This is a genomic window from Edaphovirga cremea, assembly GCF_003332275.1.
Classification (GTDB): domain Bacteria; phylum Pseudomonadota; class Gammaproteobacteria; order Enterobacterales; family Enterobacteriaceae; genus Edaphovirga; species Edaphovirga cremea.
Map to the genome: position 1 here is coordinate 539,595 of NZ_QOVA01000001.1, position 14,672 is coordinate 554,266.

10 protein-coding genes are annotated in these 14,672 nt (G+C 50.0%); 8 read left to right on the forward strand and 2 right to left on the reverse strand.

The window, feature by feature from the left end:
* Window positions 1-39: 39 nt before the first annotated feature.
* Genes fruB through fruA form a run of 3 tightly spaced genes read left to right on the forward strand, consistent with a single transcriptional unit; the run spans window position 40 to window position 3,835 of the window.
* Window positions 40-1,173, forward strand: a complete 1,134-nt coding sequence (gene fruB / locus DRI82_RS02505) for a fused PTS fructose transporter subunit IIA/HPr protein (protein ID WP_114191907.1) — start codon at window positions 40-42, stop codon at window positions 1,171-1,173.
* A complete protein-coding gene (gene fruK / locus DRI82_RS02510; RefSeq protein ID WP_114191908.1) occupies window positions 1,170-2,108 on the forward strand; it encodes a 1-phosphofructokinase in 939 nt (312 codons plus the stop codon). Before fruB ends, fruK begins: the two co-directional genes overlap by 4 nt.
* A 14-nt stretch (window positions 2,109-2,122) precedes the next feature.
* Window positions 2,123-3,835, forward strand: coding sequence for a PTS fructose transporter subunit IIBC (gene fruA, locus DRI82_RS02515; protein WP_114191909.1), 1,713 nt, complete (start codon window positions 2,123-2,125; stop codon window positions 3,833-3,835).
* Window positions 3,836-3,975: 140 nt separating this feature from the next.
* Here fruA and nfo read toward each other — a convergent pair whose 3' ends face one another.
* Complete coding sequence (gene nfo / locus DRI82_RS02520; protein ID WP_114191910.1) at window positions 3,976-4,833, reverse strand: deoxyribonuclease IV; 858 nt, start codon at window positions 4,831-4,833, stop codon at window positions 3,976-3,978.
* 159 nt (window positions 4,834-4,992) lie between these two features.
* Window positions 4,993-6,069, reverse strand: a complete 1,077-nt coding sequence (locus DRI82_RS02525) for a YeiH family putative sulfate export transporter (RefSeq protein ID WP_114191911.1) — start codon at window positions 6,067-6,069, stop codon at window positions 4,993-4,995.
* A gap of 432 nt (window positions 6,070-6,501) precedes the next feature.
* Here DRI82_RS02525 and yieE point away from each other — a divergent pair, with 432 nt between their 5' ends.
* The 5 genes from yieE to DRI82_RS02550 all read left to right on the forward strand — a co-directional run bounded on the left by yieE (window position 6,502) and on the right by DRI82_RS02550 (window position 14,594).
* Window positions 6,502-7,374, forward strand: coding sequence for a DNA-binding transcriptional regulator YeiE (gene yieE / locus DRI82_RS02530; RefSeq protein WP_114191912.1), 873 nt, complete (start codon window positions 6,502-6,504; stop codon window positions 7,372-7,374).
* A 173-nt stretch (window positions 7,375-7,547) separates the two neighbouring features.
* A complete protein-coding gene (locus DRI82_RS02535) occupies window positions 7,548-9,023 on the forward strand; it encodes an amino acid permease (RefSeq protein WP_114191913.1) in 1,476 nt (491 codons plus the stop codon).
* A gap of 518 nt (window positions 9,024-9,541) precedes the next feature.
* Entirely contained in the window at window positions 9,542-11,500 is a 1,959-nt protein-coding gene (gene cirA, locus DRI82_RS02540; protein WP_114191914.1) for a catecholate siderophore receptor CirA, read from the forward strand.
* A gap of 254 nt (window positions 11,501-11,754) precedes the next feature.
* Window positions 11,755-14,052, forward strand: coding sequence for an RHS repeat-associated core domain-containing protein (locus DRI82_RS02545; RefSeq protein WP_114191915.1), 2,298 nt, complete (start codon window positions 11,755-11,757; stop codon window positions 14,050-14,052).
* Window positions 14,049-14,594, forward strand: a complete 546-nt coding sequence (locus tag DRI82_RS02550; RefSeq protein WP_114191916.1) for a hypothetical protein — start codon at window positions 14,049-14,051, stop codon at window positions 14,592-14,594. Before DRI82_RS02545 ends, DRI82_RS02550 begins: the two co-directional genes overlap by 4 nt.
* Window positions 14,595-14,672: the final 78 nt, after the last annotated feature.

Below are 14,672 nucleotides of genomic sequence, written 5' to 3' on the forward strand. Positions count from 1 at the left end.
GAAGCTGAAACGATTCAAATTCAGCAAGAGAGGAGAATTATGTTCCAGTTGTCACAGCAAGATATCCATCTGGGCGCTACTGCCAGCAGTAAGCAGGAGGCCATCAAACAGGTCGCTGCGGCCCTGACCCAGGCGGGTTGCGTCGCTGCCGCTTATGTAGACGGTATGCTACAGCGCGAACTGCAAACTTCAACCTATCTGGGGAACGGGATTGCCATCCCCCATGGTACCACTGATACACGTGATTTAGTCCTGAACACTGGGGTGCAGGTATTCCAGTTTCCCCAGGGAATTTCCTGGGGAGATGATCAAATAGCGTATGTCGTAATCGGTATTGCTGCCAGTTCTGATGAGCATTTAACGTTGCTGCGCCAACTGACACATGTATTGAGTGATGACAGTGTAGCCGATCAAATGGCAAAAACGGATTCTGCCGAAGAGTTGCGCAGTCTGCTGATGGGCGAAAAGAAAACCGCCGAATTCCGCTTTGATACGTCACTGATTGCCCTTGATGTCGCGTCAGATAGCCTAATCACTTTGCAGGCGCTGAATGCGGGCCGTTTGCAGCAAATTGGTGCGGTTGATACCACGTTTGTCAGCGATGCGGTAAGCCGCAAGCCGTTGAATCTGGGGCAGGGTATCTGGTTGAGTGATAGCACCGGTGGCAATTTGTATAGTGCAGCCACTGTTTCGCGCCCGGTTAACGTATTTGAGCAGGACGGCGAGAAAGTGGCACTGCTGCTGACGGTATCTGTCGCTGACGACCAACCGCTTGCTGTGCTGAATTATCTCAGCGATCTGTTGCTGGCACACAAGGCCGAACGCTTGCTGAAAGGCGATGCGGCCAGCGTGCTTGCGCTGCTGACCAGTGAAGTTGTTGAAGAAAGTCAGAGCTTGAGTGCTGAATATGTAGTCCGCAATGAGCATGGTCTGCACGCGCGCCCGGGGACGATTCTGGTGAATGTGATCAAGCAATTCTCGAGTGAGATTACCGTGACCAATCTTGATGGCAGCGGTAAGCCAGCCAATGGTCGAAGCCTGATGAAAGTTGTGGCGTTGGGCGTCAAGAAAGGCGACCGCTTGCGTTTTACAGCGGCGGGTGACGATGCTGAACTGGCGCTGAAATCGATTGGTGAGGCTATTTTTCAAGGTCTTGGTGAGGGGGCAGCATGAGCCGCAGAGTTGCTACAATTACACTGAACCCCGCTTACGATCTGGTTGGGTTCTGCCCGGACATTGAACGCGGTGAAGTCAATCGGGTTCAGACTGCCGGCCTGCACGCGGCAGGCAAAGGGATCAACGTCGCGAAGGTTTTGAAAGATCTGGGTATCGATGTCACCGTCGGTGGTTTCCTGGGTAAAGATAATCAGGATGGATTTCAGCAATTGTTCAGCGAGTTGGGAATCGCCAACCGCTTTCAGGTGGTGCCAGGCCGCACACGTATCAACGTTAAGCTGACCGAGAAAGGCGGGGAAGTGACCGACTTTAATTTCTCTGGCTTCGACGTCAGCACTCAGGATTGGGATCGTTTTGTCACGGACTCACTGAGTTGGCTGGGGCAATTTGATATGGTCGCTGTGAGCGGTAGTCTGCCAGAAGGGCTTGATCCACAAGCATTTACTGACTGGATGATCCGTCTGCGCAGCCAGTGCCCATGTATTATTTTCGACAGCAGCCGTGAAGCATTGGTCGCAGGTCTGAAAGCATCACCCTGGCTGGTGAAACCCAATCGTCGTGAACTTGAAATCTGGGCGGGCCGCCCATTGTCTAAAATTGAAGATGTGGTTGAGGCTGCACATGCCCTTCGTGATCAGGGTATTGCTCATGTCGTCATCTCGCTCGGTGCGGAAGGTGCCTTGTGGGTCAATGCATCAGGTGCATGGATCGCCAAACCCCCAGCCTGTGAAGTCGTCAGTACCGTTGGTGCCGGTGATTCCATGGTAGGTGGACTGATTTACGGCTTGCTGATGCGCGAGTCGAGCGAACACACCTTACGCCTGGCAACGGCTGTTGCCGCGCTGGCCGTAAGCCAAAGCAACGTAGGCATCACCGATCGTACCCAACTGGCGGCGATGATGGCGCGTGTCGATCTGAAACCTTTTAACTGACAGCAGGAGGCAAAATGAAAACACTGCTGAAGATAGACAGTTCGCTCGGTCAGGCCAGAAGCCACTTGGCGAAGAGTATGCTCGCGGCGGCTGCGGCCAAAGCGGGAATGACGTTGGTGGATCAGATCGCCGATGCCGAATTGATTGTGCTGACAGGTGCTGTACCTACTGATGCAGCCCTGAATGGCAAAAAAGTATTTGTTGGTGATATCGAGTTGGCTGTGCGTGAGCCAGACGCATTTTTGCAACGCGCCGTGGCGGAAGCCGCCCTATTTACTGCTGCGGCGGCTCCTGTTGTTGCACGGGGTGAAATTGTTGCTGCGGGTAAAAATGCCGGGCCGAAGCGCGTTGTGGCGATCACTGCCTGTCCTACCGGTGTGGCGCATACGTTCATGGCGGCAGAAGCCATTGAATCCGAAGCCAAAAAACGTGGCTGGTGGGTGAAAGTCGAAACCCGTGGTTCCGTAGGGGCAGGCAATGCCATCACCCCGGAAGAAGTGGAACAAGCGGATCTGGTGATTGTTGCTGCGGATATTGAGGTCGATCTGGCGAAATTTGCCGGTAAGCCAATGTACCGTACCTCTACAGGTCTGGCGCTGAAAAAAACCAAACAGGAATTGGATAAAGCATTGGTTGAGGCTGAGATTTTCCAGCCGGAGGAAAAAGGCTCAACAACCTCTCAATCCAGCAAGAAAGAGGGCGCAGGCGCCTATCGCCACCTGTTGACCGGTGTGTCGTATATGCTGCCGATGGTGGTAGCGGGTGGTCTGTGTATCGCGTTGTCTTTCGCTTTTGGTATTAAGGCATTTGAAGTTAAAGGCACGCTCGCTGCAGCATTGATGCAGATTGGTGGTGGCTCGGCGTTTGCGCTGATGGTACCTATTCTGGCGGGTTACATCGCCTTCTCCATTGCCGATCGCCCAGGTCTGACCCCAGGTCTGATCGGGGGTATGTTGGCCGTAAGTACGGGCGCCGGTTTTCTTGGCGGTATCATTGCGGGTTTCCTTGCGGGTTACGTGGCAAAAGCCATCAGCACAAAACTGCATCTGCCGAAAAGTATGGAAGCGCTCAAGCCGATAATGATCATCCCGCTGGTGGCGAGTCTGATTACCGGCCTGGTCATGATCTATGTTGTCGGTACGCCGGTCGCTAAAATCATGGTAGGGCTGACGAATTGGCTGCAAGCTATGGGTACCGCCAACGCGGTGGTTCTGGGCGCGGTGCTGGGTGCGATGATGTGTACAGACATGGGTGGCCCGGTTAACAAGGCGGCTTACGCTTTTGGTGTCGCGCTGTTGAGTACGCAGACCTACGCGCCAATGGCGGCAATTATGGCTGCCGGTATGGTTCCACCTCTGGCAATGGGTTTGGCAACGCTGCTCGCCCGTAGCAAGTTTGACCAGGGTGAACGTGATGGCGGCAAAGCGGCATTGGTATTGGGTCTGTGCTTCATCTCAGAAGGTGCCATTCCGTTTGCTGCACGCGATCCGATGCGGGTTCTGCCTTGCTGTATAGCGGGTGGTGCCTTGACCGGGGCTTTATCAATGGCCTTTGGCGCTAAACTGATGGCACCTCACGGCGGTCTCTTTGTACTGCTGATTCCAGGCGCCATTACACCGGTTCTGCTGTATTTGGTCGCCATTATCGCGGGTACGCTTCTGGCGGGCGTTCTTTATGCCATCCTTAAGCGCTCTGATGCAGCTATCGCTGAAGTGAAAACTGCATAAGTCAGTCTATGCCGGGTGAAAATCCGGCATAGACTAGAAGCGAAAGCAGCCAAAACTAAGCTGCCAGAACAAAGCCGCCAAACTATGGCGGCTTTTTTACCAGGGCGTGATTTCTTATTTATAATTATTTGCGGTTGCGATCACGCCGCCTGCTGTTTCTTTTGTTGCGATTTCAGCCAGGCAATTTCGTCCATCCAAATATCGGGATTAACGGTTTCCAGAATCAGTGGAATACCATCAAAGCGTTCATCGCGCATGATATAGCTGAACACGGTTTTACCGATATTCCCTTCACCCAGACTGTGGTGGCGATCGACACGGCTGTTGAATTCGCTCTTGGCATCGTTTAAGTGCATGCCGCGCAAGAATTCATAACCGACGATATCACCCAGCAGTTTGAACGTCTGATGACAATCCTCTTCAGTACGCAAATCGTAACCGGCGGCGAATGCATGGCAGGTATCGATACAGACTCCGACGCGGCTTTTGTCTTCGACACCGTCGATGATGGCCGCCAAATGTTCGAATTTAAAACCCAGATTACTGCCCTGGCCCGCGGTATTTTCAATCACTGCCGTCACACCGGCAGTTTTATCCAACGCAATGTTGATCGACTCGGCAATGCGCGCAAGACAGCGATCTTCTTCTATTTGCATCAGATGGCTGCCGGGGTGGAAATTCAGTAAAGAGAGCCCAAGTTGCTGGCAGCGCGACATCTCATCGATAAAGGCTTCGCGCGATTTTTCCAGGGCGTCAGCAACCGGATGCCCGAGGTTAATCAGGTAGCTGTCGTGTGGCAGAATTTGTTTGCTGCTATAACCGTATTCTTCACAGGCGCGTTTGAACTTTTCAATGACGTCATCGGTTAGCGGCGCTGCTTTCCACTGGCGTTGATTTTTTGTAAAAAGGGCAAATGCGGTGGCCTCTAATTCATGGGCGCGAATAACCGCCTGATCGACCCCGCCTGCTGCGCTGACATGTGCACCTACAAACTTCATTCTGTTCCTCCTCTGCAACCAAATCCAAATATGGCACCGAGTGTAACGGGTTTATCCTCAGCCGCGCACCCCATAAGTGTTAACAGAATTTTACATACCAGGGTTTTATGCTTTAACAACGACTCGTTTTTTTGGTTTAACAATAAATAGTTTTATGGCTTAAAGCAGATGACCCACCAGCAGATTGATTCCAGCCCCTCCGATGATTAACCAGAGAAAAAGCAGCGATGCCAGCAGAATAGGTTTGATACCCGCGTTCCTGATGGCACTGACGTGGGTGGTTAATCCGAGGGCCGCCATCGCCATCGCCAGCATGACCGTATCCGCACTGATGATCATGTCGACCCATGACTGCGGCAGCAGATGAAGGGAGTTAAAAGCGGCGACAACAATAAAAATCACGGCAAACCAGGGAATGGTGACAGCCGATTTTTCGCTGCGTTTCACGCCCTGGGAGCGACCTAACCAGGCAGATAACAGCAGAAGGAAAGGTGCCAGCATCATCACCCGGATCATTTTACTGATCACCGCAGCATTTTCGGCCTCGCTGCCAATTGAATGACCGGCGGCAACCACCTGAGCCACCTCATGCACGGTGGAGCCGGTGAAAATCCCGAAACTTTGTGGCGAAATATCCAACCACTGATGATGTAAATTAAGTTGATACAGCCACGGATAGACAAAAATTGCCAGCGTCCCAAAAATCACTACGGTTGCCACGGCAACCGCGACTTTACTGGCATCGGCTTTCAGCACGGGTTCAGTCGCCATCACCGCTGCGGCACCACAAATACTGCTGCCCGCGCCTATCAGCATTACGGTTTGCTGATCCAGCCCAAAGACTTTTTTGCCTAACCAGCAGGCAAGGAAAAAGGTTGAAGTGAGCGTCAGCAAATCAATCACCACGCCCGTTGCCCCTACATCAGCAATTTGCTGAAACGTCAGGCGAAAACCGTACAGGATGATCCCAAGACGCAGCAGACGCTGCTTGGCTAAATTCACACCGTCAGCACAAATCGGTTGAAAGATGGGATAGACCGTATTACCGATAATAATGCCGCAAAGAATTGCCAGGGTTAGTGCACCAAGACCTAACTCAGACACCCACGCAATCTGGCTCAGCCATAATGAAAAACCGGTCAACACCCCGGTAACTAACAGTCCGGGCAAATAGCGCAACGGAGCGGGGCGTTTGGCATGATCGGATGCTGTGTGCGGGAAAGTATGCGTCGTCATCGTCAATACTCTTTTTTGAAAACCTGCGATAAGACTAACGATTGACGGCATAAAAATAAAATTGATTATAAATATATAACCTATCTGAATAATAGGTAAGAGACCCGATACCATGACAGACAACATAAAATAGTTACGGCATTTTTAAAATAAATAGTCAGTGTTAAAGATCATAATCGCAAAAGGCACACTGCAAGAAAGGTAATATTGGAATCCATACCGCATAATAAGGGCGTTCAATGCGCCGATTATCCTGCGAAGTTTGCCAAACGTGATAATCTTATTAGAAGACAAAGTAAAAGAGTTTTCCCCGTCAATGCATGATTTAAACGGCCCATCTTACTCTGACCATGGATTTAAATCGCCAATAAAACAGCGAGTTATGTGTAAGTTCAATGATAACCAATCGCTATTATTGCTATAGAGAACGTTATGCATATTACACTCCGGCAACTTGAAGTTTTTACCGAAGTACTGAAAAGTGGTTCAACCACGCAGGCTTCGGTTGTCCTTTCACTCTCTCAGTCGGCCGTAAGTGCGGCGTTGGCCGATCTCGAAGGGCAACTGGGTGTTCAACTCTTTGATCGTGTCGGCAAGCGACTGGTGATTAATGAGCACGGGCGACTGCTTTATCCGAAAGCACTGGCTTTGCTCGAACAGGCGGGAGAAATCGAGCGCTTGTTCAATCAAGACAATGGATCATTGCGCATCGCGGCCAGCAGTACGATTGGCAACTATATGTTACCGGCAATGATCGCCAGTTACCGCCTTGATTTTCCGCAGACTCCCCTGGAGCTGAATGTGGGGAACAGCCAGGATGTTATTACCGCCGTCGCTGATTTCCGCGTTGATTTGGGCCTGATAGAAGGGCCATGCCACATGCCCGAATTGGTGACCCAACCTTGGCTGGATGATGAACTGGTGGTATTTGCCGCGTCGGGAAGTCCAATTACCCAACAGCCGGTCACGCTGGAGTCCTTGGCTCGCGCGCCCTGGATCCTGCGCGAACGCGGTTCCGGTACGCGGGAAGTGCTCGATCACCTGCTGTTGGCTAAATTGACGGATTTCCAATTGGTCATGGAGTTGGGTAACTCTGAGGCAATCAAACATGCTGTTCGCCATGGCATAGGCATCAGTTGTTTGTCCCGACGGGTTATCGCTGAGCAACTGGCCACGGGGTCGCTAGTGGAACTGGTGCTGCCTATTGCGCCACTTATCCGCACACTCTATTTAATTCACCATCGCCAAAAACACATCTCAAACGCACTGCAGCGTTTCCTGAGCTACTGCAAAGAGCCTGAATGATGAAATAAGCGTCGGAAAGTACAGGCTTTAGATGTCTGTCACTAATAAATTACTTATAATCCGGCGCCTATTATGAAGGTGTCTTATAACAGGAGCTTCGAGCTATACCCGTTAGTGGTTTTTGCTACAATCCGCCATCAAAATTATACCTAACGAGCAGATATAGGGTAACGATGGCTCATTCACATACTAAAAACCCAGGCGCACCACAGGGTTTGCGCCGCGAGCTCAAGGCACGCCACCTGACAATGATTGCGATTGGTGGCTCCATTGGTACAGGGCTGTTTGTTGCGTCCGGCGCAACGGTTTCACAGGCAGGTCCAGGCGGCGCTTTACTCTCTTATGCATTGATTGGTCTGATGGTTTACTTCCTTATGACCAGTTTGGGTGAACTCGCCGCGTATATGCCGGTGTCCGGCTCCTTCTCCACCTATGGCTCAAGATACGTTGAAGAGGGTTTTGGTTTCGCGCTGGGTTGGAACTATTGGTACAACTGGGCGGTGACGATCGCTGTGGATCTGGTGGCCGCGCAATTGGTGATGGCTTATTGGTTCCCTGATTCCCCTGGCTGGATCTGGAGCGCACTCTTCCTTGGCCTGATGTTCCTGCTGAATTACATCTCGGTGAAAGGTTTCGGTGAGGCTGAATACTGGTTCTCGCTGATAAAAGTCACTACCGTGATTGTTTTCATTGTTGTCGGCGTCCTGATGATTGTTGGCATCATGAAAGGCGGCGAGCACGCGGGGTGGCATAACTGGACGATTGGCGACGCGCCGTTTGCCGGTGGATTTTCGGCGATGATCGGGGTTGCCATGATCGTTGGTTTCTCGTTCCAGGGTACCGAGTTGATTGGTATTGCTGCGGGTGAATCTGAAGATCCAGGTAAAAACATTCCGCGTGCGGTGCGTCAGGTTTTCTGGCGGATTTTGTTGTTCTACATTTTTGCCATCCTGATCATCAGCCTGATTATTCCCTATACCGATCCAAGCCTGCTGCGTAATGATATTCAAGATATCAGCGTCAGTCCATTCACACTCGTGTTCCAGAATGCCGGTTTGCTGTCGGCGGCAGCGGTGATGAATGCGGTTATTCTGACGGCGGTTCTGTCCGCGGGGAACTCGGGTATGTATGCTTCCACCCGCATGCTGTATACGTTGGCGAGTGAAGGTAAGGCCCCGAAAATTTTCGCTAAATTGTCGAAGGGAGGTGTTCCGCGTAATGCGCTGTATGCAACCACGGTGGTTGCCGGTTTGTGCTTTCTCTCGTCGATGTTTGGTAATCAGTCGGTCTATCTGTGGTTATTGAATACGTCAGGTATGACCGGGTTTATTGCCTGGCTGGGAATTGCGATCAGCCATTATCGTTTCCGTCGCGGCTTCGTTAAGCAGGGGCTGGATCTGAATGCATTGCCGTATCGCTCAGGTTTCTTCCCGCTAGGGCCGATCTTTGCCTTCGTACTCTGCCTGATCATCACGCTGGGCCAGAATTATCAGGCATTTCTGCAGGATAAAATTGACTGGTACGGTGTGACTGCGACCTATATCGGCCTTCCGCTGTTCCTCGTGATTTGGTTTGGTTACAAACTGACTCGTGGCACGCGTTTCGTGAAATACGAAGATATGCAATTCCCGGATATCGCAGCCAAATAAAGATGTTCTTGAAGGATGGCGAAGCCCCGGCTTCGCCGTTTATCGGAAAACCCGCTGATTCGCCCGCTTGACAACTTTTCTTACCTCTACAGTACTCACAACAATTCATTGAATGGCACCTCTACCTTTTGTGACTCCCTCCTGCTGTAGAAAAATCCGAACATAAACATTCTGTTAACATAAATATTTTGCAAATCATAATTGCCAATCTTATTGATAAGTATTCGCATTTCGTTTATTGTTAGCGCCAATTCAACAGGGATAACAGGAGTTACCGTCGTGGAATCTATCGTGAAGGTGTTGAGTTTCAGAATGACTTCAGGAAATAGGAAGTAAGAAGTAGGAGCGGGATAATCCGAAATAATTATCCCTACAAAGATTGTGAGCCAATAAAGCTATAAATAGCAACTGTCCGGTATTGGGATCGGGCGGTTAAGCCTTCCCACTATAAAAAAGATAATAATGGACCCTTGATAATTCTATTGAATTATCGAATTTATCCTCATGGAGAATGAAAAATGGTTAAGTCCAGACTCGCACCTGCAATCCGCGCGGGCATTTACGCAAATATCCTTGCAGCTACCTTTCCTGTATTTGCTGCCGAAGATGACATCATGGTCGTCACGGCATCTGCCACAGAGCAGAATCTAAAAGATGCACCAGCCAGCATAAGTGTCATTACCCGTGAAGATCTGGCAAAACAGCCGGTACAAAATTTACGCGATGTTTTACAGCAGGTACCGGGCGTACAACTCACCGACGAAGGTGATAACCGCAAAGGCGTAAGTATTCGCGGATTGAGCAGCAGTTATACGCTGATTCTGGTGGATGGAAAGCGCGTCAGTTCACGCACGGCCGTGTTCCGCCATAACGATTATGATCTGAGCTGGATCCCCGTGGATGCCATTGAGCGTATTGAAATCGTCCGTGGCCCTATGTCGTCGCTTTATGGTTCTGACGCGCTCGGTGGGGTGGTGAATATTATCACTCGCAAGGTGGGCAAGGCGTGGCATGGCACAGTGAGCACCGAGGCGACCATTCAGGAACATCGCGATCGTGGCGATAGCTATAACGGTAGTTTCTTTACCAGTGGGCCCGTTGTTGACGGCTTGCTTGGCGTAAAAGTGTATGGCAGTCTCAGTAAGCGTGAGAAGGATGATCAGCAGCAATCTACAACCAGTGCAACGGGTGAATCGCCGAGAATTGAGGGTTATACCTCCCGCGATGGTAATGTCGAATTTGCGCTGACCCCCACCGATGACCAGGATATGACCTTTGGTTACGGCTACGACCGACAGGATCGTGAATCTGATTCGCTTGATAAAAATCGCCTCGATCGGCAAAACTATTCCATTGGCTACAACGGACGCTGGGGCGTCGCCAATACTGAAATGCGCTTCTATGGCGAAAAAATAGATAATTATAACGAAGAGACGATTACGGCAAAAAATAACACCGTCGACGGTAAAGTTATTGTCCCACTGGGTGAAATCAATCAACTCTTTACGCTGGGCGGCGAATGGCGGCACGATGAATTAACGGATGCCGTTAATTTACAGGGCAGCGGATCAACCACATCGGGTCAGTATGCGTTATTTGTTGAAGACGAATGGCGGATGCTGGAAAGTCTGGCACTTACCGGCGGCGTGCGCATGGACGATCACCGGGATTATGGCGTTCACTGGAGTCCGCGAGCGTATCTGGTTTACAACGCAACGGACACCGTGACGCTGAAAGGGGGTTGGGCAACGGCCTTTAAGGCACCGTCATTGCTGCAATTAAGTCCTGACTGGCAAACGGCCTCATGCCGTGGTGCCTGTACTATTGTCGGCAGTAAAGATATTGATCCGGAAACCAGTGAAAACTTTGAAATTGGCGCGTATTACGCCGGTGAAGAAGGGTGGTTGGAAGGCGTTAATGCCAGTGTCACCGTATTCCAGAACAATATTGACGATATGATCAGCATTAACCGTACCGCTGACAAAACACTGGCCCCGAGTTATCCAAATTTTGTTGGTTTTGACAGCAAAGGCAATCCGATTTTCAGTTATTACAACGTTAATAAAGCGCGGATTAAAGGTGTAGAAACTGAACTGAAAATACCGGTCAATGACGCCTGGAGTGTGAAGCTGAATTATACCTATAACGACGCGCGCGATTTGAGCGGTGGCAGCAATAAACCACTGAGTGAACTTCCTTTACATACTGCCAATGGTATCGTCGACTGGAAACCACTTGAAGACTGGGCATTCTACCTTTCCGCTAACTATAAAGGGCAGCGCCGTGCGCTGACTCCTGATGCAGGTACACCGGGCGGATATGTTATCTGGAATACCGGGGGATCTTATCAATTGACCAAAGCCGTGAAACTTCGCGCGGGTGTGCTCAACCTGGGTGATAAAGATCTCAGTCGCGATGATTATAATTATAACGAAGACGGTCGTCGTTATTTTATCGGCGCAGATTACACGTTCTAATTACGGATTTTTCGTCTGATAATAATTATTGTTATTCAGGCTTTGCTGTTCAAAATAAAAAACCCGCAAATTTATTTATTGCGGGTTTTTTATTATTAATACTCAATACACATGATAGTGCATAAATGGTATTAAATTTCGTCCATTACATAATCAAATTATGCAAAACATTTCATTATCATGACTATTATCATGCCCTTCAATTTATAAATAACAGAATTTAAAAGGTTATTAAATAACGAAGGGAAAAACAAATGACATTTTTTTCAGTCACCCCAACAGTGCGGGTAATGGATAATCGCGGAAATAATGTGCGTACATTGCAATATAATAGTGGTAATAACGTCGGCCAGATAACTGAACTTATAATCCGCAATTTTTATAGTGACGAAGGGCATCAATGCAGTCTGTGGGATGCAAGATTATTCAACTTATGGTGCCAGGCGGAAAATCAAAAACCCAATCTGCTAAGCCAAACCTCCCTGGCCGGACAAACCTTGCGTAGCGACAGCGTGGATGCTGGGTGGGGTGTCACTTTGTATGACGCGCAGGCACGTGTCGTGTGGGGGACTGACGGGTGTGGCAGCATCAGTCGAACGGACTACGACACCCTTGGTCGACCTGTAACACACTACGAACAAACCTCTGGTGAAGCTGAAAGCATTTCCGACCGCTATATCTATGGCGACAGCGATACCGCTGCTACACCAACGCCGCAAACCAATAACCTGTGTGGTCAGCTTATCCGGCACTATGATCCGTCAGGTTTGGTGGAGACGCCCAGTTTTACTCTTTTGGGTGCACCGATGATAACCCATCAGCAACTGTTGGTTGATGCCGAGGGGCAAGGAAACTGGCAGGGCGCCGAATCGACGTGGTCTGCCGCGTTGTCTGCGACCGTCTACACCAGTTCGGTTACGTACAACGCGCAGGGTGCGGCGGTGACGACCACCGATGCGAAAAGTAACCAGCAGCGCTTTACCTACGATGTGGCCGGTGCGCAGACCGCCAGCTTTTTGACCCTGTCGGGTGGTGCTGAACAAACCCTGCTGCGCAGCCAGACTTACAGCGCAGCGGGGCAGAAGTTGCAGGAAACCACGGGCAATGGCGTGGTAACCACCTACGGTTATGAGGCACAAACCCAGCGGCTGACGGTAATCAGAACCACCAAAGCAGACAATTCTCCCCTACAGGATCTGGTGTATGACTATGACCCGGTGGGGAATATCACCTCATTGGGTAACAGTGTGGTGCCAACGCGCTATTTCAAGAATCAGGCCACTGACGGGACGAACACCTATACCTACGATGCGCTGTATCAGTTGATTACTGCGACCGGGCGGGAGAATGCCAAGTCAGGAACGCAAGGGCCTGACCTGCTTGCGATAGATGCCAATAATACGGTGAATTACACCCGTATCTACACCTATGATGCGGGCGGCAACATGACCCAGTACCAGCATGTGGGGGCGACGACTTACACCAATGCGCTGTTTGTGGATGCGAACTCCAACCGGGCGCTGGCGCAGGATTCAGGTGCCACCCAAACAACAATAGGCAATTATTTCGATGCATGTGGCAATGTCAGCCAGATGCAGTCGGGGAAACCGCTGGTCTGGGATGTGCGCAGCCAGTTGCAGTCGGTGGTTTTACTGCCCCGTGAAAGCGGCGATGATGACCGCGAAGTATATCAATACCGGGGTAGCCAGCGTATTCGTAAACAGACATTGACGCAAACCAATGGAACGTGGAAGACCGATGAGGTGATTTACCTGCCGGGTCTCGAATTACGCACGTCTTCATCGGATAACGGTACTGAAGTGACAGTTAATGAGGAGTTGCATGTGATTACGGCCAGTTCCACCGGTCGTGCCGGGGTTCGCGTTTTGCATTGGGAAACAGAGGCACCGACGACCAACGATCAGGTGCGCTACAGCGTTGACAACAATATTGGCTCGTCAATGCTGGAATTGGACAGCGGGGCCAATACCCTGACGCAGGAAGAGTATTACCCGTTTGGCGGCACCGCGGTAGGGGCGGCGATAAATGAAACGGAGGCAAAATATAAAGTCATCCGCTATTCCGGTAAAGAACGGGACAATACCGGGCTATATTATTATGGTTACCGTTATTATGCCCCCTGGCTGTGCCGCTGGTTGAATCCGGATCCATCAGGAATGGCCGATGGACCTAATATGTATTCTATGGTGAGGAATAATCCAATAGCACTTTGTGATCCTGATGGATGCAAGGGGATTAAGGAGAATTTTGACATAAATAGAAGTGATATGATTTATGGACTATCCAACTCAAGAGGAACTTATCTTACTGCCGGTGTGGGCGGGCTTTTTGATTTATGTAACCGAAATACCGTACCAGCAGTTATTGACATTTATAATAATGCAGTATCACTAGCGATTCCTAATGACAAGAAGAATAAAAATGTTGATTTAACTGCTCTGACGAGAGAAAAAACAAGCCTTAAAGAAATCAAGAAAGCCCTTAAAAAAGTAAAAATTCAGCCAACCCTTGAACATGACGCGAAAAATTGACAACTGGAGGATATAGTTATTTATGGGGGGAGTATTTTGAAATAGGCAGGGTTAACGATAAGTTCAATGTGGAAAAAATATATAATGAGGTGGCTGAAAATTATGGTACAAGCTATTACCATGAGTGGGCGCAGGCGGGGGTACCTCGACTTTTATGGAAGCGTGGCAGTAAGCTAGGTATCGAAATTATCGCTCGGAATAATGGGCCACATATCCATTTTGTGCTGGATGGGATTGAAATAGAACCCATTGTCAATAAATCCGTTGTTGGTGGTCAATCCGTCACCGCCTCAGAATTGCGCTATGCTTATCGAAACCGTGACCGATTGGAAGGGAAAATACATTTCTATCGGGATAAACAGGAAGTCTCCGCACCTTGGGTTGAAAATGCTGCGTTATGGTCAGGCTATAAACCGAAAAGCGCTGGGACAGATTCAGACTCGGGTTCAGGCTCAGGCGGCCATCTGGCAGCCAAATCATCAGCATCAAATAGATTCAGCAGACTCAAGGCTTCGATAAGAAACGCATTCGGTAGAAATTAACCGTAAACTCAGGGCGCGCAGTAAGACTGCGCGCCAATAACAATCAGCCTTGATATATATACGTCAGTGCCAGCGTAA

Excerpts from the sequence above, each read along its gene's own strand:
- nfo (WP_114191910.1), bottom strand. The coding sequence starts at position 4,833 with ATGAAGTTTGTAGGTGCACATGTCAGCGCAGCAGGCGGGGTCGATCAG.
- yieE (WP_114191912.1), top strand. The coding sequence starts at position 6,502 with ATGCATATTACACTCCGGCAACTTGAAGTTTTTACCGAAGTACTGAAA.
- DRI82_RS02545 (WP_114191915.1), top strand. The coding sequence starts at position 11,755 with ATGACATTTTTTTCAGTCACCCCAACAGTGCGGGTAATGGATAATCGC.
- DRI82_RS02535 (WP_114191913.1), top strand. The coding sequence starts at position 7,548 with ATGGCTCATTCACATACTAAAAACCCAGGCGCACCACAGGGTTTGCGC.
- DRI82_RS02525 (WP_114191911.1), bottom strand. The coding sequence starts at position 6,069 with ATGACGACGCATACTTTCCCGCACACAGCATCCGATCATGCCAAACGC.
- fruA (WP_114191909.1), top strand. The coding sequence starts at position 2,123 with ATGAAAACACTGCTGAAGATAGACAGTTCGCTCGGTCAGGCCAGAAGC.
- fruB (WP_114191907.1), top strand. The coding sequence starts at position 40 with ATGTTCCAGTTGTCACAGCAAGATATCCATCTGGGCGCTACTGCCAGC.
- fruK (WP_114191908.1), top strand. The coding sequence starts at position 1,170 with ATGAGCCGCAGAGTTGCTACAATTACACTGAACCCCGCTTACGATCTG.
- cirA (WP_114191914.1), top strand. The coding sequence starts at position 9,542 with ATGGTTAAGTCCAGACTCGCACCTGCAATCCGCGCGGGCATTTACGCA.